Source organism: Pseudomaricurvus sp. HS19, assembly GCF_009857815.1.
In the GTDB taxonomy this organism is placed as follows: Bacteria; Pseudomonadota; Gammaproteobacteria; order Pseudomonadales; family Cellvibrionaceae; genus Pseudomaricurvus.
Genome location: NZ_WVVW01000002.1, coordinates 348,794 through 372,985 on the forward strand (window position 1 = coordinate 348,794; position 24,192 = coordinate 372,985).

The 24,192-nt window shown below is 60.1% G+C and carries 18 protein-coding genes; 5 read left to right on the forward strand and 13 right to left on the reverse strand.

Annotation, left to right across the window (positions count from 1 at the left end):
- Window positions 1-87: 87 nt before the first annotated feature.
- Window positions 88-645: an oligoribonuclease gene (gene orn, locus GSF27_RS09325; protein ID WP_160968211.1), complete on the reverse strand. Its 558-nt coding sequence runs from the start codon at window positions 643-645 to the stop codon at window positions 88-90.
- A 94-nt stretch (window positions 646-739) separates the two neighbouring features.
- On the opposite strand from orn, the gene rsgA reads away from it, so the two are divergent.
- From rsgA to asd, 4 genes are all read left to right on the forward strand, one after another.
- Entirely contained in the window at window positions 740-1,762 is a 1,023-nt protein-coding gene (rsgA, locus tag GSF27_RS09330) for a small ribosomal subunit biogenesis GTPase RsgA (RefSeq protein WP_160968213.1), read from the forward strand.
- Between the two features lie 12 nt (window positions 1,763-1,774).
- Window positions 1,775-2,401 carry a carboxymuconolactone decarboxylase family protein gene (locus GSF27_RS09335; RefSeq protein ID WP_160968215.1) on the forward strand — a complete coding sequence of 209 codons (627 nt, stop codon included), beginning with the start codon at window positions 1,775-1,777 and terminating at the stop codon, window positions 2,399-2,401.
- A gap of 155 nt (window positions 2,402-2,556) precedes the next feature.
- On the forward strand, window positions 2,557-3,363 hold the full coding sequence (locus tag GSF27_RS09340) for a rhodanese-like domain-containing protein (protein ID WP_160968217.1): 807 nt from the start codon (window positions 2,557-2,559) through the stop codon (window positions 3,361-3,363).
- An 81-nt stretch (window positions 3,364-3,444) separates the two neighbouring features.
- On the forward strand, window positions 3,445-4,302 hold the full coding sequence (gene asd, locus GSF27_RS09345) for an archaetidylserine decarboxylase (protein ID WP_160968219.1): 858 nt from the start codon (window positions 3,445-3,447) through the stop codon (window positions 4,300-4,302).
- 23 nt (window positions 4,303-4,325) lie between these two features.
- Here asd and GSF27_RS09350 read toward each other — a convergent pair whose 3' ends face one another.
- The 12 genes from GSF27_RS09350 to GSF27_RS09405 form a co-directional block, all read right to left on the reverse strand.
- A complete protein-coding gene (locus tag GSF27_RS09350) occupies window positions 4,326-5,687 on the reverse strand; it encodes an HD-GYP domain-containing protein (RefSeq protein WP_160968221.1) in 1,362 nt (453 codons plus the stop codon).
- Window positions 5,688-5,851: 164 nt separating this feature from the next.
- Window positions 5,852-6,922: a uroporphyrinogen decarboxylase gene (hemE, locus tag GSF27_RS09355; protein ID WP_160968223.1), complete on the reverse strand. Its 1,071-nt coding sequence runs from the start codon at window positions 6,920-6,922 to the stop codon at window positions 5,852-5,854.
- Window positions 6,923-7,082: 160 nt separating this feature from the next.
- The gene (locus tag GSF27_RS09360; protein WP_160968225.1) at window positions 7,083-8,501 is read right to left on the reverse strand and encodes an FAD-dependent oxidoreductase; all 1,419 of its coding nucleotides are present in this window, start codon (window positions 8,499-8,501) and stop codon (window positions 7,083-7,085) included.
- Window positions 8,502-8,552: 51 nt separating this feature from the next.
- Window positions 8,553-13,004, reverse strand: a complete 4,452-nt coding sequence (gltB, locus tag GSF27_RS09365; protein WP_160968227.1) for a glutamate synthase large subunit — start codon at window positions 13,002-13,004, stop codon at window positions 8,553-8,555.
- 201 nt (window positions 13,005-13,205) lie between these two features.
- Entirely contained in the window at window positions 13,206-14,747 is a 1,542-nt protein-coding gene (locus GSF27_RS09370; protein ID WP_160968229.1) for an SPOR domain-containing protein, read from the reverse strand.
- A 43-nt stretch (window positions 14,748-14,790) separates the two neighbouring features.
- The gene (aroB, locus tag GSF27_RS09375) at window positions 14,791-15,864 is read right to left on the reverse strand and encodes a 3-dehydroquinate synthase (RefSeq protein ID WP_160968231.1); all 1,074 of its coding nucleotides are present in this window, start codon (window positions 15,862-15,864) and stop codon (window positions 14,791-14,793) included.
- A gap of 69 nt (window positions 15,865-15,933) precedes the next feature.
- The gene (gene aroK, locus GSF27_RS09380) at window positions 15,934-16,461 is read right to left on the reverse strand and encodes a shikimate kinase AroK (protein WP_160968233.1); all 528 of its coding nucleotides are present in this window, start codon (window positions 16,459-16,461) and stop codon (window positions 15,934-15,936) included.
- A 3-nt stretch (window positions 16,462-16,464) separates the two neighbouring features.
- A complete protein-coding gene (gene pilQ / locus GSF27_RS09385) occupies window positions 16,465-18,588 on the reverse strand; it encodes a type IV pilus secretin PilQ (RefSeq protein ID WP_160968235.1) in 2,124 nt (707 codons plus the stop codon).
- Window positions 18,589-18,593: 5 nt separating this feature from the next.
- Window positions 18,594-19,136, reverse strand: coding sequence for a pilus assembly protein PilP (locus GSF27_RS09390; protein ID WP_160968237.1), 543 nt, complete (start codon window positions 19,134-19,136; stop codon window positions 18,594-18,596).
- Window positions 19,136-19,747 carry a type 4a pilus biogenesis protein PilO gene (locus tag GSF27_RS09395; RefSeq protein WP_160968239.1) on the reverse strand — a complete coding sequence of 204 codons (612 nt, stop codon included), beginning with the start codon at window positions 19,745-19,747 and terminating at the stop codon, window positions 19,136-19,138. Before GSF27_RS09395 ends, GSF27_RS09390 begins: the two co-directional genes overlap by 1 nt.
- 12 nt (window positions 19,748-19,759) lie before the next feature.
- Entirely contained in the window at window positions 19,760-20,329 is a 570-nt protein-coding gene (locus tag GSF27_RS09400) for a PilN domain-containing protein (RefSeq protein WP_160968241.1), read from the reverse strand.
- Window positions 20,329-21,396, reverse strand: coding sequence for a pilus assembly protein PilM (locus GSF27_RS09405; RefSeq protein ID WP_160968243.1), 1,068 nt, complete (start codon window positions 21,394-21,396; stop codon window positions 20,329-20,331). Before GSF27_RS09405 ends, GSF27_RS09400 begins: the two co-directional genes overlap by 1 nt.
- A gap of 155 nt (window positions 21,397-21,551) precedes the next feature.
- Between GSF27_RS09405 and GSF27_RS09410 the strand changes: the two genes are divergently transcribed.
- Window positions 21,552-24,176, forward strand: coding sequence for a penicillin-binding protein 1A (locus tag GSF27_RS09410; RefSeq protein ID WP_160968245.1), 2,625 nt, complete (start codon window positions 21,552-21,554; stop codon window positions 24,174-24,176).
- Window positions 24,177-24,192 lie beyond the last annotated feature (16 nt).

The window sequence follows — 24,192 nt, forward strand, 5'->3', positions numbered from 1 at the left end:
CAGTCATCCCCGCGCACAAGGTGAATTGCAGCTTAGCTGCAAGAGAGGGCACTCTGGGGTGGGCGGGGATCCACAACACACCACAACTTACAGACGGATAAACTCCGCCCGGTAGTGCTTCAGCTCCTCAATGGAGTCACGAATATCTTCCAGCGCCAGGTGCGCGGCGGATTTTTTTACACCGGCCAGCACTTCCGGTTTCCAGCGCCGCGCCAGCTCCTTCAGCGTACTCACGTCCAGGTTACGGTAGTGGAAAAAGGCCTCCAGTTGCGGCATGTAGCGGGCCAGGAAACGACGGTCCTGGCAGATGGAATTACCACAGATGGGTGAGGCACCGGCCGGCACCCACTGCGCCAGGAACTCAATAGTCGCCTGCTCCGCCTGGGCTGCAGTGACCTGACTCTCCAGCACCCTTTGGGTGAGACCGGACTGGCCATGCTGGCGGGTATTCCACTCGTCCATGGCCGCCATCACCTCTGCCGGCTGGTGAATGGCAAACACCGGCCCCTCAGCCAGCACATTGAGATGGGCGTCGGTGACGATGGTGGCGATCTCGATAATCACATCCTGTTCCGGGATCAGGCCGGTCATTTCCAGGTCGATCCAGATCAGATTGTGGGGGTTGGTGGCGCTGACACTACTCATAATTGCTAAATCCCTTACAATGCCGGGGTTTCGATGGGCAATAATGGTAACTGCTTTTGCGCCCTTCCGCCCATTTGCCAGCGAATTTTCGTCCATGAGTAAACGCAAACTGTCCCGGCGTCAGCGCTGGCGCATCGAGAAGATCCAGCAGGAGCGCACCGAGCGCGCCGCCAAACGGGAGGCCCGCGCCGAGGAGGCCCTGCAGGAGAGCGACCTGGGGCCGGAACAGCACGGGCTGGTGATTGCCCACTACGGCACCCAGGTGTCCATTGAGGCCACCGACGGCGACAACGCCGGCGAAGTCTGCCGCTGCCACCTGCGCGCCAACCTCGGCTCACTGGTCACCGGCGACCGGGTAATCTGGCGCATGGGCGCCACCATGGGTGTGGTGGTGGCGGTGCTGCCGCGCCACTCGGAGCTGAGCCGGCCGGATCCCTACGGCGACCTCAAGACTGTGGCCGCCAACATCGACCGCATCGTTATCGTTATCGCCCCCTACCCGGAGCCCCACGGCAACCTCATTGACCGTTACCTGGTGGCGGCCGAGACCCTGCAGATCCAGCCCATTATCCTGCTCAACAAGACCGACCTGATCGACGACAAAAGCCGCCAACGACTCGAAGAGATGGAAGCCCGCTACCGGACACTGGGGTACGAGTGGCTCAACGTCTCCAGCAAAACCGGCGATGGTATGGAAAACCTCACCGAGTACCTGACCCACTACACCAGTGTGTTTGTGGGCCAGTCCGGGGTGGGCAAGTCCTCCCTGATCAACACCCTGCTGCCCGATGAAGACCTGAAGGTGGGCGCCCTGTCGGCGGTGAGCCAGCAAGGCACCCACACCACTACCACCGCCCAGCTCTACCATTTTCCCGCCGGTGGCCACCTGATCGACTCCCCCGGTATTCGCGAGTTCGGCCTCTGGCACATGGACGAGCAGTCGCTGCTGGAGGGCTTTGTGGAGTTCCGCCCCTTCCTCGGCGAATGCAAGTTCCGCGACTGCGCCCACCAGACCGAGCCCGGCTGCGCCATCCGCCAGGCGCTGGAAGACGGTCACATCAGTCAGCAGCGTATGGCGAGCTTCCGTCATATCCTGTCGACGCTGCAGGATCCCTGAGGAGGATCAGCCATGAGCGACCCGGAGAACCCGCAGGACACCAGCCTGCCCCCCGACCCGCCGGCACGCATACCGCCGCTGGCACCGGAGGAGCGCAACGAGGCGCAGCAGCAGGTGGTGGATATCTTCTCCGCCCCCGGGCGCCTGCCGGTCAACCTCAACCCGGTGCTGGCTACCCTGGCGCAACACCCGCCGGTGGCGGCCCCCTTCCTGCGCTTCAACAACTACCTGCTCACCGACTCCACCCTGCCAGTGCGCCTGCGGCAGCTGGCCATCCTGCGCACCACCTGGCTGCAACGGGGCGTCTACCCCTGGTCCAGCCACTTGCGCACCTCCCTGCGCAACGGCCTGCAGGAGAGCGACTTTGCGCCGGTACAGGAGGGCTCAGGCTCTGCTTACTTTAATGCGGAGGAACGGGCTGTGCTACGGGCCGTCGAGCAATTGCTGGCGCAGGCGCGCCTTGACGATGATCACTGGCAGGCGCTGACAGGGTTCCTGTCGCAGCAACAGGTTATGGACCTGCTGTTCACTGTCGGTACCTACAGCATGCTGTGCATGGTCAGTAATAGCCTGGGGATCGGCCGCGAGGAGGATCTGCGCCAGCTGGCCGCCCGCTTTGGCGCACCGGAGTGGCAATAAAGAGCCAAATCCAGGTGGGTCTTGCGGGGACAAGCTCCATCACAGCTCTCCTTTACAACTTCCATTACAACTTTCCCGTACAACTTTCCCGTACAATAAGCCCCGTTGAAATACGGCCCGGCAAGTGCCGTGAAGGCCACGCATAGGAGAACCCCATGAGTTCCAGCATGCCCCTGCTGATTGAACCCGCCCAGCTGCAAGCACACCTTGAGGACAGCAACCTGCTGATCATCGACCTCTGCAGTGAGGCCAGCTACCACGAAGGTCATATCCCCGGCGCCCAGTACGTCTCTCCCAAGCGACTGGTGTGCGGTGAGCCCCCGGCCGCCGGCAAGATTCCCGCCCTGCACCTGCTGGAGCAGCTGTTCAGCGGCCTCGGCCTGACCCCGGACACCCATGTGGTGGCCTACGACGATGAGGGCGGCGGCTGGGCCGGGCGCCTGATCTGGACCCTGGATGCCATCGGCCACCAACACTACTCCTACCTCAACGGTGGCATTCAGGGCTGGCGCTCTGCCGGCTTGCCACAGACACAGGAGAGTGCGCCACGTACACCGGTGCCACAGTCGTTGTCACTGGATCCGGAGGTGGTAATTGAAGCGGACTTTATTCTGCAGCATCTGGGCGAACCGGATTTCCGCGTCTGGGACGCGCGCAGCGCCGGCGAATACCGGGGCGAGAAAGTGCTGGCGCAGAAAGGCGGTCACATCCCCGGCGCCATCCACTGCGAATGGACCTCCATGATGGATCCCGCCCACGACCTGCGTATCCGCGAGGACGCCGACGCGGCCCTGCAACAGCTGGGCTTCAGCCGGGAGCAGACCATCGTCACCCACTGCCAGAGCCATCACCGCTCCGGATTTACCTACCTGCTGGGGAAGATCCTCGGCTATAACGTCAAGGGCTACCACGGCTCCTGGTCCGAGTGGGGCAACCTGCCGGATACCCCGGTGGAAGTCTGAACCCCTGATAGCGGGGACAGGGCTAACTCCCATACCGTCTGTCCCCGAACCACTTTCCCACAAGCACGATTAAGCAATTCTATGAAAGATTCCCTGTTTATCGCCTTCCAGCACCTGGTACCGCAGCACCTGCTGTCACGGCTGGCGGGCTGGCTCGCCAATACCTCCATTAGCTGGATCAAGGATCCGTTTACCCGCTGGTTTGTGCAGCGCTACGGCATCGACATGAGCGAAGCGGCCGAAAGTGATCCGCTGGCCTACGCCAGCTTCAACGACTTTTTTACCCGCGCCCTGCGGGACGGCGCCCGCCCCATCTGCAGCGACGACGATGGCGTGGTCTTCCCCGCCGATGGCGCCATCAGCCAGCTGGGTGATATTCGTCACGGCCGTATCTTCCAGGCCAAGGGACAGGACTACAGCCTGCTGGAGCTGGTGGGCGGCGACCCGCTGCTGGCCGAACCCTTCGAGGGCGGCAAGTTTGCCGTGGTCTACCTGTCCCCACGGGATTACCACCGGGTGCACATCCCCCTGGACGGCACCCTGCGCACCATGGTGCATGTGCCTGGCGACCTGTTCTCGGTGAACGACACCACCGCCGCCAATGTACCGAGACTGTTCGCCCGCAACGAGCGGGTAGTGTGTATCTTTGATACCGCCGCCGGCCCCATGGCCGTAATCCTGGTGGGCGCCATGATCGTCGCCAGTATTGAAACGGTGTGGGCGGGCCAGGTGACTCCGTACAAGCGGCAGATTGCCACCACCCACTACCCCGATCAGGGGCCTGAGGCTTTTGCCAAGGGTGACGAGATCGGTCGCTTTAAACTGGGTTCAACCGCCATCGTATTGTTTGGTGACGATGCGGTGGCGTGGGACGAAGCGCTGACCGCCGGCTCGGCGACGCGCATGGGTGAGCTCATGGGACGGGTTACGACGCACTGAAAGCGCCGTGAGAGTGCCGGGCCTCAGGCCCGGCGGCCTTTCAGGAAGGCGAACAACCCCTTCTTCTCTTCCGATTTGATCAGGTAGTCATCGCGGATTCCGGCGATATCGATATCGAAGCGACCCGGCTCCAGGTCCTGGGCGATCTCGATCTTCTCCACCTCATCGAGGGTCTTCTTGCCCGCATCCACCAGCGCCTGCTTCTGGCGGTCGTCCAGTGCCAGGTCCAGCATAAAGGGCTTGGTCAGGGGATTCTTGCAGGCATCCAGCACCACCATCACTTTTGGCTTCAGGCGACGCTCGAAATTCTGCTCCAGCACCACCGCCACTTCGCCGGTGGTCAATTCCACCAGGGTACCGGTGGGATAGAGGCCAATGGCGCGGATAAACTCCACCACCAGCTCCTCCTGGAACTCCTTGTCACGGGCCTCATAGAGCTGCGCTACTGCCCGGGAGGGCGAGAGCGGGTACTTCTGGCCGCGGGGGTTGGTGGTCTCGTCGTAGAAGGAGACGATACCGGCAATCTTGCCCAGCAAGGGGATTTTGTCGCCACGAAGGTGCTGGGGGAAACCACTGCCGTTAACCCGCTCACAGTGGGTCTTCACCACCGACACCACCTTGGGGTCGATGTCCGGCGTCTGTCGCAACAGCTCCACACCCAATTCCACAAAGCGTTCGAACTCCCGCTCCTCGGCGACGCTGCGCTCGACCTTTTCAATGATCGAGGTATCAATCCTGGCCTTACCAACGTCCTTGAGCAACACACCCATCGCCAGGCTATCCAGGTCTTTTCTGGGAATGCCGATGTGGCGACCAAAAATAATCGCCCACACCGCGGAACGCAGGGAGTGGGCATAGGTGTACTCATCCACTTCGCGGACCCGGATCAACCAGCTGAAAGCGTCGGGGTTACGCAGGATACTGTCCACCATCTCACTGGCAACCCGGCGGGTCTCCTGAATCGGCAGATCGTTGCCGGACTCCAGCTCCGCCACCATATCGCCAATGGTTTTGAAAACCCGCTGGTGCAACTGGCGGGCACTGGAGATCTCTTTCTCCAGTGAGGTCTGCTGCTCATAGAGATTGCGGCGAATCTTAAGGGGGGCGACATCAATCTTGACCCTGGTAGCACGGGAAACCCGCGCCTCTCTCCTGGCTGCATCGAGATCCAGTGTCTTGAGTTTGGTCGCCACCGGCCCCTTGCCCTTGGCGATATCGATATAGACGTGGCGGCAGTGGGTCTTGAGGTCGCGGATCTCGTCGAGGTCGCGGATGTAGAAACCCTGCAGGGGAAACGGTGTCTGCGTCCACGGGCGATCCAGCCCGGAGACAAACATCCCCACGCTCAGTTCGCTGACATCGATTTTGATCTGCTTGATTCCCACACAACCACCTTACTTGTGCCGCGCAGTCTGATTCACTGAATGCGGGACCCGGTAGAAGTCCCCATATTCGCAACCTGCTCTGCGGAGCGGGCTATCCATCCCTACGACCTGCAAGACGTGCAGGTGGCGTCTATTTTCCCTTTCGACTGAATTCTGGTCAACTATTAGCCTACATGAAATTGCGCCGACAGTTCGTGTACCGCTTCAAAGAACGCACCCGCATTGGCCGGATCCACTTCCGGCGTTACCCCATGGCCGAGGTTGAAGACGTGGCCGGAACCTGGGCCGTAGGCCTCCAGGATCGTGGCCACTTCGCGGCGAATGGCATCCGGCCTCGAGTAGAGTACCGCTGGGTCCATATTGCCCTGCAACGCTACCTTGCCGCCAACCCGCTGGCGGGCCTGGCCAATGTGCGTGGTCCAGTCCAGCCCCAGCGCCGTCGCCCCGGAATCCGCCATGCTTTCCAGCCACTGGCCACCGCCTTTGGTAAACAGGATCACCGGCACCTGACGGCCATCGTGTTCACGGATAAGGCCGTCAATGATGCGCTGCATCGGCTGCAGGGAGAACTCCTGATAGGCGTTGTAGCTGAGCGCCCCGCCCCAGGAATCAAAAATCTGCACCGCCTGGGCGCCCGCCCGGATCTGGGCATTGAGATAATCGGTGATGGAGAGCACCAGCTTGTCCAGCAACTTGTGCAGCAGCTGCGGCTGATCGTAGAGCATGGCCTTGGTGCGGCGATAGTCTTTCGACGAGCCGCCTTCCACCATATAGGTGGCCAGGGTCCAGGGACTGCCGGTAAAGCCGATCAGCGGCACACGGCCATTGAGTTCACGGCGAATCAGGCTCACGGCATCCACCACGTAGGAGAGGTCCTTGCTCATGTCCACCACAGGCAGGGCATCGATGTCGGCCTCGGTGTGCACTGACTTGCGGAAGCGCGGGCCCTCGCCGGTCTCAAAGTAGAGACCCAGACCCATGGCGTCCGGGATAGTGAGAATATCGGAGAAGAGAATGGCGGCATCCAGCTGTGGATAGCGGTCCAGCGGCTGCAGGGTGACCTCACAGGCCATCTCCGGATTCATGCACAGGCTCATAAAGTCGCCGGCGCGGGCGCGGGTAGCGCGATATTCCGGCAGGTAACGACCGGCCTGGCGCATCATCCATACCGGGGTAACATCCACCGGCTGCTTCATCAGGGCACGCAGAAAACGATCGTTTTTCAATTCAGACATGGGGCTACACTTCGCTCACTCATTCGCAGAGGGGGCATTCTACTGGGGTTGGGAGCCAGGGGCTAGGCGGGGATAGCTGCGACCTTGGCCCGGGGACGACAGCACAAATAAAAACGGCCGCATAGGTGCGGCCGTTTTCAGCTACTGCAAATGGAGAGGCTTACACATCCAGGTAGTCGAGAATACCCTCGGCGGCCTGGCGGCCTTCCCAGATGGCAGTCACCACCAGGTCGGAACCGCGCACCATATCACCACCGGCGAAGACTTTCGGGTTGGAGGTCTGGAACTTGAACTGCTGCTCTTCCGCGGCATCCACACCACCCCAGTCGTTAACGCTGATGTCGTGATCGGCAAACCAGTCGGCCGGGCTCGGACGGAAGCCAAAGGCAATCAGCACCACATCGGCAGGCAGGATCTCTTCGCTGCCGGGGATCGGCTCAGGGCGACGACGACCGTTCTCATCCGGTTCACCCAGCTGGGTGGTTACTACCTTCACGCCCTCAACCTTGTCTTCACCGACGATGGCGATGGGCTGGCGGTTAAAGAGGAACTTCACACCCTCTTCACGGGCGTTGGCCACTTCGCGCTTGGAACCGGGCATGTTGGCCTCGTCACGGCGATAGGCACAGGTTACCCGGGCTGCCTGCTGACGCACTGAAGTGCGGTTACAGTCCATGGCGGTATCACCACCACCCAGTACCACCACCTTCTTGCCGGCAACGCTGATGAACTCTTCGGGATCCTTTTCGAATCCGAGGTTGCGGTTGACGTTGGAGATCAGGAACGGCAGCGCGTCGTAGACACCTGGCAGCTCTTCACCGGGGAAGCCGCCCTTCATGTAGTTATAGGTACCCATACCCATAAACACGGCGTCGTACTCGCTGAGCAACTCGGCCATGGTAATGTCCTTGCCCACTTCGGTATTGAGACGGAACTCAATGCCCATTTCAGTGAACAGCTCGCGGCGACGGGACATCACCGATTTTTCCAACTTGAACTCCGGAATACCGAAGGTCAGCAGGCCACCGATCTCGGGGTACTTGTCGAACACCACCGGCTTGACACCGTTGCGCACCAGTACGTCGGCACAACCGAGACCGGCAGGGCCGGCACCGATTACCGCCACCTTCTTGTCGGTCCATACCACCTGCGACATGTCCGGCTTCCAGCCCATGGCCAGAGCAGTATCGGTGATGTACTTCTCGACGTTGCCAATGGTCACTGCACCAAAACCGTCGTTAAGTGTACAGGCACCTTCACACAGGCGATCCTGCGGGCACACGCGGCCGCACACTTCCGGCAGGGTGTTGGTCTGGTGGCTGAGGGTAGCGGCCTCAAAAATATTGCCTTCCGACACCAGCTTCAGCCAGTTCGGGATAAAGTTGTGTACCGGGCACTTCCACTCACAGTAGGGGTTGCCACACTCCAGGCAGCGGTGTGACTGATGCTTTACCTGCTCCTCCTTGAAGGGCTGGTAGATCTCCACAAACTGTGTCTTGCGGGTTTTGATCGCCTTTTTATCGGGATCCTGACGGCCCACATCCAGAAACTGAAAGTTGTTTTTCAGACGGTCAGCCATAATTCGTTCTCTAAAGTCGTTTGTCGCCGTGACGGTTGCAGATCAGCGCGTTTATTCGCCGCGCTGAGTCACGTTTTCCAGCATCTGGCCCAGGCTGGCGGCTTTGGGTTTCACCAGCCAGAACTTGCCAATGTAGTCGTCGAAGTTGCTGAGCAGGGTTTTACCCCAGGCGCTGTCAGTCTCTGCGACAAACTCTTCAATGATGCCACGCAGGTGGTTGCGGTGGGCTTCCAGCTCTTCGCGGTTGATGCGATGGATCTCGATCAGCTCGTGGTTGTACTTGTCCACAAAGGTGTTCTTCTGATCCAGCACGTAAGCAAAGCCGCCGGTCATACCCGCACCGAAGTTAACACCGGTATCGCCCAGCACAGTCACCACACCACCGGTCATGTACTCACAGCAGTGATCGCCGGCACCTTCCACCACCACATGGGCGCCGGAGTTACGCACGCCGCAGCGCTCGCCAGCGGTACCGGCGGCGAACAGTTTGCCGCCGGTGGCACCGTAGAGGCAGGTGTTACCCATAATGCTGGTGTCCTGCGACTTGAAGCCGGAGCCCACGGGTGGACGCAGCACGATCTTGCCACCGGCCATGCCTTTACCGACGTAGTCGTTGGCATCACCCTGCAAATACAGTTCCAGGCCACCGGCGTTCCAGACACCGAAGCTCTGGCCGGCCACGCCGGTCAGGTTGAGCTTGATCGGCGCATCGTTCATCCCATGGTTGCCATGACGCTTGGCGATCTCACCACTGATGCGCGCACCGATGGAGCGGTCACAGTTGGTGATATGGAAACTGAATTCACCGCCGCTTTTTGCCTCAATCGCCGGCAGCACTTCCGCCACCATACGCTCGGCGCACTCACCCTTGTCATAGGGGTGGTTGCGATCCACGTTGCAGATCTGTGGCTTGCTGGCCAGCAGGTCATCGCTGTAGATGATGGGGCTCAGGTCCAGTTTGGACTGCTTCTGCGTCTTGCCGGCAACGGCTTCAAGCAGGTCTACGCGACCCACCAGCTCATTCAGGCTGCGCACACCGAGGCGGGCCATCCACTCACGGGTCTCTTCAGCCATGAACTTAAAGAAGTTCATGGCCATCTCTACGGTACCGATGTAATGGTCGTCACGCAGCTTCTGGTTCTGCGTCGCCACACCGGTCGCACAGTTGTTCAGGTGGCAGATCTTCAGGTACTTACAGCCCAACGCCACCATGGGCGCGGTACCGAAACCGAAGCTCTCGGCACCCAGCATGGCGGCTTTCACCACATCCAGGCCGGTCTTCAGACCGCCGTCGGTCTGTACCCGCACCTTGTCACGCAGGTCGTTGGCGCGCAGGGTCTGGTGTGTCTCGGAGAGACCCAGCTCCCACGGCGAGCCGGCGTAGCGGATGGAGGTCAGCGGGCTGGCCGCGGTACCGCCGTCGTAACCGGAGATGGTGATCAGGTCGGCGTAAGCCTTGGCCACACCGGCAGCAATGGTGCCGACGCCGGGACGGGATACCAGTTTCACGGACACCAGTGCGTCCGGGTTGACCTGCTTGAGGTCGTAGATCAGCTGCGCCAGATCCTCGATCGAATAGATATCGTGGTGTGGCGGAGGTGAAATCAGGGTCACGCCGGGCACGGAGTAACGCAGGCGAGCAATGAGGTCATTGACCTTGCCACCGGGCAACTGGCCGCCCTCACCGGGCTTGGCACCCTGAGCCACTTTAATCTGCAGCACCTCGGCGTTTACCAGGTAGTGCGGCGTCACACCAAAGCGACCGGAGGCGATCTGCTTGATCTTGGAAACCTTGTTGGTGCCGAAGCGGGCCGGGTCTTCACCGCCCTCACCGCTGTTGGAGCGGCCGCCGAGGGTGTTCATGGCCTGGGCCAGTGCCTCGTGGGCTTCCGGCGACAGGGCACCGAGGGACATGGCCGCGGAGTCAAAACGACGCACAATAGCTTCCACCGGCTCCACTTCGTCCAGTGGTACCGGGGTGAGGCCATCTTTCACTTTCAGCAGGTCGCGCAGGGTTGCCGTGGGGCGCTCGTTCACCAGCTCGGCGTAGTCACGCCAGGCGGAGTAGTCACCACTGGTCACGGCCTTCTGCAGTGCCTGCACCACGTCCGGGTTAAAGGCGTGGTACTCCTCGCCGTGCACGTACTTCAGCAGGCCACCCTGGTTGATGGGCTTGCGCGCTTTCCAGGCATCGGCTGCCAGCACCTTCTGGTCGGCTTCAATATCGTCAAAGCCCGCGCCCTGAATGCGACTGGGAGTGCCCTCGAAACAGAGGTCAATTACGGATTCGTTGAGACCGATGGTCTCAAACAGCTGGGCACCCCGATAGGAAGCCACGGTGGAGATACCCATCTTCGACAGGATCTTCAGCAGGCCCTTGTTGATGCCCTTGCGGTAGTTGGTATAGGCCGAGGACGCGTCCAGCAGTACTTCGCCGGTGGTAATCAACTCGCTGATCACCTGATAGGAGAGGTACGGATAGACAGCCGTGGCTCCATAGCCGATCAGCGCCGCCACATGGTGCGGATCGCGGGCGGTAGCGGTCTCGACGATGATATTGGCGTCACAGCGCAGACCTTCCTGGGTCAGGCGATGGTGCACGGCACCGGTGGCCAGCAGGCCGTGAATCGGCAGCTTGCCCTCGGTAATGTTCTTGTCGGAGAGCACCATCAGCACCTTGCCACTCTTTACCGCGGCCACGGTGGCGTCGGTGAGGGCGCGAATCGCCTGCTCCAGCGTCTGCTGTGCCGGGTCGTAGCAGAGATCAAAAATCTGGTGGCTGTAGTTGGGGCGATCCAGTGACAGCAGGGCGTCAAACTTCACCGGTGACAGCACCGGCGAGGTCAGGATTACGCGGTCAGCATGGGCGGCAGTCTCTTCGTAGACACACAGCTCTCGACCGATGCAGGTCTCCAGGGACATAACGATCGCTTCCCGCAGCGGGTCGATCGGCGGGTTGGTCACCTGGGCGAACTGCTGGCGGAAGTAGTCATAGACGCTGCGCTGCTTCTCGGACAGCACGGCCATCGGGGTGTCATCACCCATGGAGCCCACCGCTTCCTGGCCACCTTCGGCCAGCGGGCGCAGCACCTGGTCGCGCTCTTCAAAGGAGACCTGGAACATCTTCATGAAGCTCTTCAGGGTCTCGCGCGGCATGATCTCGTCAGCAACGGCCGACTCGAGAGTCTCCTCAATACGCATGGCCTTGTCGCTGAGCCACTTCTTGTAGGGCTTGCTGGCCTTGAGCATCTCGTCAATGTCTTTGGTGTGGTAGAGCTTGCCGGTGGCAGTATCCACCGACAGGATCTGGCCCGGGCCCAGACGGCCCTTGGAGACCACGTCCTCGGGCTCGTATTTGTAAGTACCCACTTCCGACGCAACGGTGATGAAACCGTCTTTGGTGATCACCCAACGGGATGGACGCAGACCGTTACGGTCGAGGGTACAGACGGCGTAACGACCGTCAGTAATCACCAGGCCGGCGGGGCCATCCCAGGGCTCCACGTGCATGGAGTTGTATTCGTAGAAGGCACGCAGGTCCGGATCCATGTGCTCCACATTCTGCCAGGCCGGCGGCACCAGCATACGGATAGCGCGATGCGGCTCCATACCACCGGTGAGCAGGATCTCCAGCATGTTATCCAGACTGGAGGAGTCGGAACCGGTGCGATTGACCAGCGGCGTCACGGCAGCCAGTTCCGGCAGCAGGTCAGTCTTGAACTTGGAGGTACGGGCTACGGACCAGTTACGGTTACCCATCACGGTGTTGATCTCACCGTTATGGGCCAGCATGCGGAATGGCTGCGCCAGCGGCCACTGGGGCATGGTGTTGGTGGAGAAACGCTGGTGGAACACGCAGATGGCGGTTTCCAAGCCCGGGTCCGCCAGGTCGAGGAAGAACTTGGGCAGGTCAACCGGCATCATCAGGCCTTTAAAGGAGACGACGCTGTGACTGAGGCTGGCGACATAGAAGCTCTTGTCAGACTGCAGGCGCTGCTCCGCACGACGGCGGGCCATAAACAGCGCAGCGGCAAAGGCCTGCTGGTCCATATCACTGCCCGGTGCCACAAACAGATGCACAAACTGGGGCAGGGATTCCAGGGCAATGGGCCCCAGGCAACCGGAATCGGTGGGCATGACGCGCCAGCCGAGACAGCCCAGGCCGGCCGCCAGCAACTCGGCCTCTACCACCTCTTTGGCGGCATCGGCACGGGTCTCGTCACGGGACAGCATAATGGCGCCGATACCGTAGCTCTCGGGCAGGGTGACGCTGAGCTCTTCCTGAGCGACACGACGCAGGAAGCCGTCCGGCTTCTGCATCAGCAGGCCACAACCATCGCCGGTTTTGCCGTCAGCCGCGATCCCACCGCGGTGCGTCATGCACGTCAGTGACTCAATAGCGGTCTGCAACAGGCGATGGCTGGTCTCACCCTTAAGATGGGCGATAAGACCAAAGCCACAGTTATCTTTAAACTCGTCGATCTGGTAGAGGCCAGTGCTCATAGGCGGTCTCTCAATATTCCGAAAATCTGTGTCAGCAGCCCAACCCCGGAAAAACGCCGGGGCTGAGACAAAAAAGCCCCTGACTGAATGAGGGGCTCCTTGGCAAACGGGCGCAGAATATTACCCGCTCGACCGTGGGTTGGCAAGCTGACCCCCCCGGAGGTGCAGGGGCCGGTCCGGGAAACACACTCGTAATTGGGGCTATCTGCCTCGATATTGGCTGATCTCCGCCTGAACATCAGCAACGCTCCTGATCCAGGGCCCTGCCTTGCGCTGCTCCTCCGGGAGCCCGGCCCGGTGCCAGTCAGCCCTGTTGCGGTCGGCAAAGCTGCCAATCACCACCACATACCAGGGCTTGCCGTTACGGATGACCTCGTACATCAGCAGCTCCTCGCGATTGCTCTGGCGGCTGATAAACGCCTGCAGGGAGTCCTTCGCTCCCGCCGCCACCACTTGCAACAGCAGATGCTCCGCCGGCATTGCCAGCAATTTCTGTTCGGCCGCGGTATAGACCGGAACAGCCTTGGGCGCGGCCTCCGCCTTGACCTCCGGCTCCACCACTGCCGGCACTGCGGCTGCGGTCTCGCCATCTGTAGCGCTCAACGGAGCTGGCGCCGAACCAGAATCGGGCACCTGAACGTCCCCATCGGCCGCTGCGCCTTGATACGGTGCAACCGCTACCCGGGGTTCCGCAGCGGGAACAGGCTTCACGCCATCGGCATTGCCCGCAGGCACCGGCACGTGCACCGGCGCCACCAGGCGGCGAGCGCCCTCGTCCGGGGATACCGTCGGGCCAGCCGCTGCGGAGGTTTCCATCCCCTCCCGGGATTCAAACCATTTATCCCAGTAGAAAAAAGCTACTAGCAAAATACTCACCAGAGCGACCAGCGCGAACAGGTGGGCGATGGGAAGCGTCGTACGACTGTCCGCCTCGGACGCCAGTTGCGTCAGCGCGGATTCCGCCAGTCGATCCAGCGCCCCGGGAATACCGCCACTGCGCTGCCACAGCCGCTGCAGCTGCAGGGGTGACAGTGGCAGACTCTGGCTGGCGCCCGCCTGGTCCCATTTGTGCTGCAAATAGTCTGCCGATTCCTTGATCGACAGTGGGGACAGCAGCAAGTCCTGCAGAAACACCTCTACCGGCGCGTAGCTGTCGAGTCGGGCCGCCAGGTCCTCATCGCCAAACAGCAGCAAATGCAGGCAACGCTCGCCCTCATTGGTATCCACCAACAAGCTCATGAGCCCTCCCAGCAAACTGTCGTCCAGCAGGTGGGCATCATCGATCAGGATAACAAGGGGAGCGCCCGGCTGCTGCAGCTCATGGCGCAAGGCGGCCATGATCTCTCCGGCCGAGGCCTCGGGTGAGGCTGCACACTGCAGATCTCCGGCAATGGCCTGCAGCACCTGCTCCGTACTGGTTAACAGCTGTGCCTGCAGGAACGCCACCCGGGCCTCGCCCTGCAGTATCAGATGCAACTGCCGGCACAGCAGACTGCGACCACTGCCATCGGCACCTGCGATGATGGTTACCCCACTGCCGCTGAGACAGGCCTGATCGGCCTGCTCCAGCAAGGCTTCACGTCCGGCCCCGGGATAGAAGGCATCCTCCAGTAACTCGGAACCGTCACCGGTGACGGCAAACGGGTTGTAGAAAGGGTTGTAGCGCAGCCCAAAATGCTGCACCCAGACATCCGGCCCCTCCGCCGGATGGGTGAAATGCGTTGCTGATGCTTGCTCCATCATTGACACTCCCCGGCCAATCTCCGGATTCGGGCCCCGGCCCTGCTCAGATAGCGGCTATCGTCTGGCGCAGGTGCTCCAACGAAAACCTTTTGGTGACAATGGCCTTGCCGACTGACTCCAGCAGTACCAGCCGCAGCTGACCATCCAGTACTTTTTTATCCACGGCCATCAGCGACAAAAACTGATCCACCGTCATGTCGGCCGGGGAGGTCACCGGCAACCCGGCCCGCTCCAGCAGATGTCGCAGCCGCTCCAGTTCCGGCGCAGGCACAAACCCCTCCCGCACCGACAGATCCATCGCCATCAACATCCCGGTTGCCACTGCCTCGCCGTGTAACCAGTTGCCATAGCCCTGGGCAGTCTCAATGGCATGACCAAAGGTGTGCCCCAGGTTCAGTATGGCTCGCAGCCCGCCTTCACGCTCATCTGCCGCCACCACTTCAGCCTTGCACTCACAGGAGCGCCGAATGGCCATGGCGATTGCCTCCGGCTCCAGCCCAAGCAGCGCCTCCAGGTTGGCTTCCAGCCAGGCGTAAAAGTCTTCATCAACGATCAGGCCATACTTGATGACCTCGGCCAAACCCGCCGACAATTCCCGCGGCGGCAAGGTATTGAGCACTTCCGTATCAATCAACACCGCATTGGGCTGATGAAAAGCACCAATCATATTTTTACCCAGCGGGTGATTGACGCCGGTCTTGCCGCCCACCGACGAGTCTACCTGCGAAAGCAGCGTGGTCGGTATCTGGATAAAGTCCACACCGCGCTGATAACTGGCAGCGGCATAGCCGGTCATATCACCCACCACCCCTCCACCAAGGGCAATCAGTGTGGTGGTGCGATTGTGCCGGTCCTGCAGCAACTGGTCATAGATGCGGTTGAGCACGGTCAGGGTTTTGTGGGCTTCGCCATCCGGCAGCACCACTGTGCTGACCTGAAGACCATCGAGCAACTGCACCACCCGCTGCAGATAGAGCGGGGCAATGGTTTCATTGGTGACGATGCAGACCTGCGAGCCCGCTATGTGGGGCCGGATTAACTCGGGTTGCGCCAACAACCCTGCGCCGATATGAATCGGGTAACTGCGCTCGCCGAGATCGACCGTAACCGTATGCATGCTCTGTTTACCTGCAGCCTGAAAATTGAGGCCGCTGATATTATCACATCAGCAGAGAATGCTGCGGCCCTATTGGGGGGAGGAGTCCAGCTTGCGGTACGCCTGTGCCACCTCCTGGGCTACCGCCCGGGGACTGCGACGATCGGTTTTCACACTCAGGTGAGCCACCTCCCGGTAGAGCGGATCACGCTGGGCGATCAGCTCACGAATCTTGGCTTCCGGGTCATCCACCTGCAGCAAGGGCCGCTTCTTGTCCTTGTAGGTACGCTCCACCAGCTGTGACAGGGAAGCGGTGAGATACACCACAAAACCCTGGTCCTTCAACATCTGGCGATTCTCATCCCGAATCACGATACCGCCACCGGTGGCCAGCACCATGGTTTCACCCTGCAGCATATCAGCCAGCACGGCGGTTTCACGCTGGCGAAAGCCGGCCTCGCCCTCAACGTCAAAAATCCACGGGATATCGGCGCCGGTGCGCTCTTCAATCACGCGGTCACTGTCGTAAAAAGGGAGATTAAGCTGCCCGGCAACCAGCCTGCCGATGGTGGACTTGCCGGCCCCCATGGGACCGACAAGTATAAGGCTTGGTGACATCTGTTATTTGACCAGAGTGTCTGACAGGATTTTCGGGGTGATAAAGATCAGCAGCTCACGCTTGCTTTCACTTTTGACATCCTTGCGGAACAGGCGACCCAGGTAGGGAATATCACCCAACACCGGCACCTTGGTTTCACCCTCGATCTGCTCGGTCTGGAAGATACCGCCCAGCACTACGGTCTGGCCATTGGCCACCAGCACCTGGGTCTCCAGCTCGGTGACATCGATCGTCGGCACGCCGTTCGGAGCCAGGTCACCAACGGAGTCCTGGTTGACCTTGAGATCCATGATGATGTGATCATCCGGGGTGATCTGCGGAGTAACTTCCAGCTTCAGCACCGCCTCTTTGAAGGAGGTGGAAGTGGCACCGCTGGCTGACGCTTCCTGATAGGGAATCTGGGTACCGGACTGGATGTGGGCCATCTGCTTGTCGCCGGTGATCACCTTGGGCTGGGACATAATCTCGGCGTGACCGGCATCCTCCAGCGCGGAGATCTCCCAGTTGAGCAGAATATTGTCGTTCAGGTAGCCCATGGCAAAGCTGCCGGTGGGGCTGGCCACACCCAGGTCAACGGCCAGGTTTTCACCAATGTCGGTGGTGCCGCCGCCGAGGAAGAACTCGCCCGGGGAGCCCGGATCGCTGTCCAGGGAGTCGAAGGAACCGCCGAATTCCACCAGGGAATTGCCGGGAGTATCAACTCCGATGACGCCCCACTTGAAGCCCAGCTCTTTCTGGAAGTCGGTATTGGCAATCACAATCCGCGCTTCGATCATCACCTGACGAATGGGGATATCCAGCTGCTCTACCAGTTTCTTGAACTCGGCGATCTTGTCGGCGGTGTCGGTAAGAATGATCGAGTTGGTGCGCTCATCCACGATGGCAGAGCCACGGGCCGAGAGAATGGATTCTGTGGAATTACGACCACTGCCACCCTTGCTCTTGCCACCAAACAGTTTGAACAATTCATCGGCACTGGCATAACGCACACGGACATACTCGGTATAGAGTGGCGCCAACTCTTGCAACTGCTTCTGGGTCTCCAGCTCCTGACGCTCGCGGGCTGCGATTTCCGCTGCAGGCGCCACCATCATGACGTTACCCACAACACGCTTGTCCAGACCCTTGGCCTTCAGCACCAGCTCCAGCGCCTGATCCCATGGCACATTTTCCAGGCGCAGGGTAATGCGGCCTTTCACCGTATCACTCGCCACCAGGTTGAGCTCGGTGAAGTCTGCAATCAGCTGCAGCACGGAGCGCACTTCAATGTCCTGGAAGTTGAGGGAGAGCTTCTCGCCCACAAAATCAAAGCGCGCCTTCTTCTCTTCCAGCTCGGCTTTGGTCAGGGGCTTGATGCTGACCACATACATCTGGTCAGCCTGATAGGCCAGGTAGTCGTAGTCACCACTGGCCTTGACAGTAATGGTGGTATTTCCGGACTTGTAATCGGAGTTTACGTAGGTCACCGGGGTGGCAAAATCCATAACATCCAGGCTGCGACGCAGCTGGTCCGGCAGCTTGGTATTGAGGAAAGAGACCTCGATATTGCCGGCCGACTGGCTCACATCCACACTCACGGACGGATCGCTGAGATCGATAATGACCTTGCCTTCACCGGACTCGCCACGACGGAAATCGATACCGGTAATGGCGCCGGAGTGATCCATATCCCTGGTCGCCACCACACTGGACGCGCTGCTGCCCGGCTTGATGTATTCGTGCGCGGCAGCGCCACCCACTTCCAGAATCAGGTCGTTATTCTCCTGACGGGTGGAATAGGTATCCAGCTCCGACAGATTCAGGATCAGGCGTGTGCGGCCACCGCTGGTGAGCACCACCGCAGAGGAGGCGCCATCGAAAGCGAGCGGGTATTTTTTCTGGCTGAGGGAGCTTTCCACACCGGGGAAGTCCAGCACGATACGGGCTGGCTGCTCAATGGTGTAGCCACTGGGCGTCTCCGGCTGCTCATCAAATTTCAACCGCACTTCGAAGCGGTCGCCTGGCAATTCGGCAAAGCTGATATCATTCAACGTACTGGCAAAGGCATCAGAGAAAGCCGTCAGCACCCACAACCCCACACCGGCAACCGGGGCAATAGATTTGATCATTCGCTGCACTGTAGACATGTTCTTTAATCCTTCTCTGATAACCGGATGACTTTTGGACGCTCGACCCAGCCTTCTGCGCCATCAGGTACAATTTCAATCAATTCAATATTGCGATTATCCATGGAGGTTATCCGGCCGTGGTTCTTGCCCATGTAACTGCCGACACTGACAAAGTGAACCCCCTGGCGACCGTCGTTGATCAGCGCCCACAGCTGGCCCTGCTTCTCGATCGTGCCCACCATTTTCAGGGACTCGATATTGAACGACTCCAGATACTCTTTCTCCCGGCCCAGGTCGGGCTTGACGTCACTCTTGGTACCCAGCACCACACGCTCCAGCTCTTTTGACGGACGGTCAAAGGGCGCACGCAGGGTCATGGCGCTGTAGGAGAAACTCTTATAGGGGACGAACGGTGGCAGCGGCTCAATCTGCCCGCCAGGACGCTTCTTGGTCTCCTTGATAAAGTTACGCAGGTCGCTGTGGTCAGAACCGGCGCCGCAGCCAATCAGCAGCAGCGGCAAGGCGACCAGGCCCAGGCGGCCAAACTGTTGCAGGAAAGCTCTCATTATTTGCCCTCCTGGTCGCGGTAGCGGTAGGTGCGGGCCTCAATGGTCATATCCAGCATGGCACCTGAGCCTTTGCCTATCTCGTAGTTGTGCAGCGTCACGATGCGGGGCATTCCCGCCACGCCGCTGACAAACACACCGAGGTCGTGATAGGGACCGCGCACTTTGATTTCGATGGGCAGCTCCACATAGTACTCACGACGGCGCTCCGGCTGCAGCACAATACTCTTGATCTGCAAACCGCTGGTCACACCCTTCTCGTCAATGTCTTCCAGCAGGCCCGGCACTTCGGTATCACTGGGAAGCTGCGCCACCAGAGCCCCGAAAGACTCTTCCATCTCAACCATCTGCTCACGGTAAGCATCAAGGTTCGCGGCCTGATGGGCCTTTTTCTTGAAGTCCGCACGCAGCTTCTGTTCCTGACCCTGCACCTTTTCCAGCTGCAGGTTCAGGTCTTTAATAAAGACAAAATAACCACCAGCTACTATAGCGGCCACCAGCAGGAGGCAGAAAACCACCTTCCCCGCTACCGGCCATACCCCCATACGAGTCCAGTCAATATCATTGACGTTAAACTCGTTGAGCTGGGCAATTACATCTTGTATCGCCATGGAATGACCTCGTTAGCTCTTCTTTTTCTGCTTATCTTTTTTCGGCTTGGTGGTGGCAAAGTGCATGGTAAATTCACTTGCCGACTTACCAAACTTGGGCGCCGCTTTTACCGAGCGCAGATTGGGACTGCCGAACCACTCCGAATCGTCCAGGTTACGCATAAATGCCGACACCCGCACATTGGACTCTGTGACGCCGGTGATGGTGATGCGGTTGCCACTGCGCTCGAGGGATTTCAGATACACCCCCTCCGGCACAGCGCGCACCAACTCATCGAAGTAACGCACAATCACCGGACGCTCACCCTGCAGCCCCTGGATCACCTCCATACGGGCCAGCAACTCGGCGCGGCGTTTTTTCAGCTTCTGGATCTCGCGCACCTGCTTGTTGAGCACAGCAATCTCTTTCTTGAGCATGGTGTTGCGCTCATTCTGCGAGTCGATGGCCCCGTTGATAATGCTGATCCAGATATAAACGGCCAAGGCCGCAGTCGCACAGACCACGGCGATAACGGTGAAAAACTCTTTCTGCTTCTCGGCGCGGTATTCGTCACGCCAGGGCAGGAGGTTAATGTTTGCCATCAGTCAAAACTCCTCAGCGCCAGCCCGACCGCAATCATCATGGCCGGGGCGTCATTTTTCAGCGCCACGGCATTCACATTGGATGCCACGCTCATGTTGGCAAAGGGATTGGCGACAGTGACTTCCGTGCCCAGTTTTTCACTGATCAGTTCCGGCAGGCCCTCGAGAGCCGCAACGCCGCCGGCGAGAACAATGTGGTCCACGTCGTTGTACTGACTGGAAGAAAAGAAGAATTGCAGTGAACGGGTAACTTGCTGAACCGCCGCGTCCTTGAAAGGCTCAAGCACCTCTTCGGCGTAGTCGTCGGGCAATCCGCCCTGCTTCTTGGCGAGACCGGCCTCCTCCATGGAGAGACCGTAACGGCGCTGAATCTCTTCGGTGAGCTGCTTGCCACCAAACAGCTGCTCGCGGGTATAGACGGTTTTGCCGCCTACCAGCACGCTCAGGGTACTCATGGTTGCACCGATGTCGACAATGGCCACCACCTGGTCGCCCTGCTCCTCCAGCTGTTCGGAAATCAGGCCGAAAGCGCGCTCCATGGTGTAGGCTTCCACATCCACCACTTTCGGCTTCAGGTCCGCCAACTCCAGGGACGCCACCCGCAGGTCGACATTCTCCCGGCGACAGGCTGCCAGCAACACCTCGATCTGGTCCGGGCTAGCTTCAGACACCCCCTGGATCTCGAAGTCGATCGCCACCTCGTCCAGCGGATAAGGAATGTACTGATCCGCCTCCATGGCAATCTGGGTTTCCAGCACATCGTCACTGAGACCCGCCGGCATCTCGATCAGCTTGGTAATCACCGCCGAACCGGACACCGCCACCGCAGCATCCCTGACCTTGGTGCGCGACTGCTTGATCAGCGTCCGCAACACCTCAGCCACCGCTTCGACGTCGTTGATGTTTTTTTCCACCACAGCGTTCGGCGGCAGAGCTTTCACGGCATAACTTTCGACGCGAAGACGCTCACCCTGACGGCTCAGCTCCAGCAGCTTGATTGATGTCGAGCTTATGTCCAGCCCCAGAACGGGCTTGGCCTTACGCTCTAAAAACCCCAAGATCCCCATTTTTCTATCAATTTCCGTAACTTATGCGCAAATGATGTTATAGCACTTTAACTCAAGCCTGCAACAAGGCCGGGCGTATGTAAAGCACCAAAAACCGCTTATAATGTCTGGCAATTTCAGCCCGGCCTCATAAGCCTTTAATTATTCTAGAAAAAATGACTTCAACTAAACGTTATCTGGTATGGACTTTCTGGCTGCTGCTGACCGTCGGCAGTGGCACATTAGCCCTCTTTTCCGGAATTACCCTTTACCTGATCCCCAAGCTCCCTGAAGTCGAGGCGCTGCGTCAGATAAAACTGCAAACCCCGCTCCGCGTCTACTCCAGCGACGGTTTGCTGCTGGGTGAATTTGGCGAAAAACGGCGCACACCGATCGCTTACCGCGATGTTCCCCAGCCCTTTATCGATGCGATTTTGGCCGCCGAGGACGATCGATTCTACTCTCATCCCGGCGTCGACATTAAAGGCCTTTTGAGAGCAGCCTCACAATTACTGAAATCGGGCCAGATTCAGACAGGTGGCAGCACAATCACCATGCAGGTCGCCCGAAATTTCTTTTTGACGCGCAAGCAGACCTTCAGCCGCAAGTTTAATGAGATATTGCTTGCGCTGCAGATCGAGAAGGAGCTCACAAAACAGGAAATTCTCGAGCTCTACGTCAATAAAATTTACCTGGGAAATCGCGCCTACGGTATTCAGGCCGCTGCCCAGGTCTATTACGGCAAGCCGATCCAGGAGCTGAACCTGGCACAGCTGGCCATGATTGCCGGCCTGCCCAAGGCGCCTTCAGCCTACAACCCGCTGGCCAACCCGGAACGCGCCCTGGTGCGACGCAACTGGATTCTCGGTCGTATGCAATCACTGGGCTATATAGATGCAGCAGCACTTAACAGTGCCGTCGCCGAACCTGTAACCGCCTCCTATCACGGCAACAAGCTCGACCTGGACGCCCCCTATATTGCCGAGATGGCACGACAGGAAGCGGTTGACCGCCTGGGTGCAGCGGCCTACACCGATGGCTACAGCATCATCACCACGGTGGATGCCCGCCTGCAGGCCCGGGCCCAACAGGCCGTTATCGACGGACTGATGACCTACGACCTGCGCCACGGCTATCGCGGTCCGGAAGCCTCTCTGGCCACAGGCGGCGATACCGCCGACAACGACAGCCGGGACGCCAGTGACGCAGAGACCAGCGATGATCGCAGGATCCGCTGGCAGGCCGCCCTCAAAGACTTCTCCACCATCGCCGGCCTGCAGGCCGCTGCGGTCACGGCAGTGGGCGAACAGAGCGTCGATTTCCTGCTGGCTGACGGCACGGCAGGCTCCATCGACTGGGACAACGGGCTCTCTGCCGCCCGCCCCTACATCAACGAAAACAGCCGCGGTGCGGAGCCGGAAAAGGCCGCTGACGTGGTCGCCGAGGGCGACGTCATCCGCGTCTATCGCGACAAAGAGGCCCTCTGGCATTTGGCCCAGATCCCGGCAGCACAGGCAGCCCTGGTGGCCCTGAACCCGGAAAATGGCGGCCTCAAGGCTTTGGTAGGCGGACTGGACTTCAACCAGAGTCACTTTAATCGCGCCACCCAGGCCACCCGCCAGCCGGGCTCCAACTTCAAACCGTTCGTCTACAGTGCCGCACTGGAAAGCGGCATGACACCGGCGACCCTGATCAACGATGCCCCCATCGTGTTTGATGACGATTCACTGGAGAACACCTGGCGCCCGGAAAACGCCAGCGGCAAGTTCTATGGCCCCACCCGCTTGCGCAAGGCGCTCTACCTCTCCCGTAACCTGGTCTCCATCCGCGTACTGCAGGCTATCGGGGTAGAGACCGCCATCCGCGATATGCACCGTTTTGGCTTCGACGAAGACAAGCTCCCGCACGACCTGTCGCTGGCACTGGGAAGCTCCGCCCTGACCCCCTTGCAGGTGGCCACCGGCTACACCGTCTTTGCCAACGGCGGCTACCAGGTGTTCCCCTACCTGGTGGACCGGATTCTGGATGAGGACGGCGAAGTGGTCTATCAGGCCACGCCCGTAACCGTATGCCGGGACTGCGACCTGCCGCAGGACGCCACCGACAACAGTGAATCGGCCGTTCCGGGCGACGATGTGGCCGCCATGGAAGCCGCGCTGGCAGCGGAGCTGGCCAGGCCCGACACCGATCCGGCTGCGGACGCGATGGATGGCGAGCCTGATGTCGCTGCAGACGATGCAGCAGAGCCGACGGCAACAGATGCCAACCTGGCGGAGCAGCCCCTGCCCCTGCCAAAGGCAGAGCGGGTGATGTCACCCCAGGTGGCCTACCTGATTGACGACATGTTGAGAGACGTGGTGCGCCGCGGCACCGGCACCAAGGCCCAGAGCCTGGGACGCACTGACCTGGCGGGCAAGACGGGTACCACCAACGGCCCCCGTGACGCCTGGTTCTCGGGCTACAACCACCACATTGTTGCCACCACCTGGCTGGGCTTCGACCAGAACCTGCCACTTGGCCGGCGCGAGTACGGCGGCACCTCTGCCCTTCCTATCTGGATCGAGTTTATGCAGACCGCTCTGGAAGGCGTGCCCACCAAGAACCGCGTCCTGCCCGACGGGTTGGCGTCGGTGCGCATAGATCCTGTCAGTGGCAAGCGCGCCAGAGCGGGCCAGCAGGATGCCATTTTTGAACTCTTCCGCCAGGAAAACCTTCCGGAATACGCCGAGGAGAACGCTCCCGAGCCCGGCAGCAACGGCATCAGTAACGGCGGCGACACCCTGCCGGAAGAGCTGTTCTGAAGGCAGTGCCCAACAA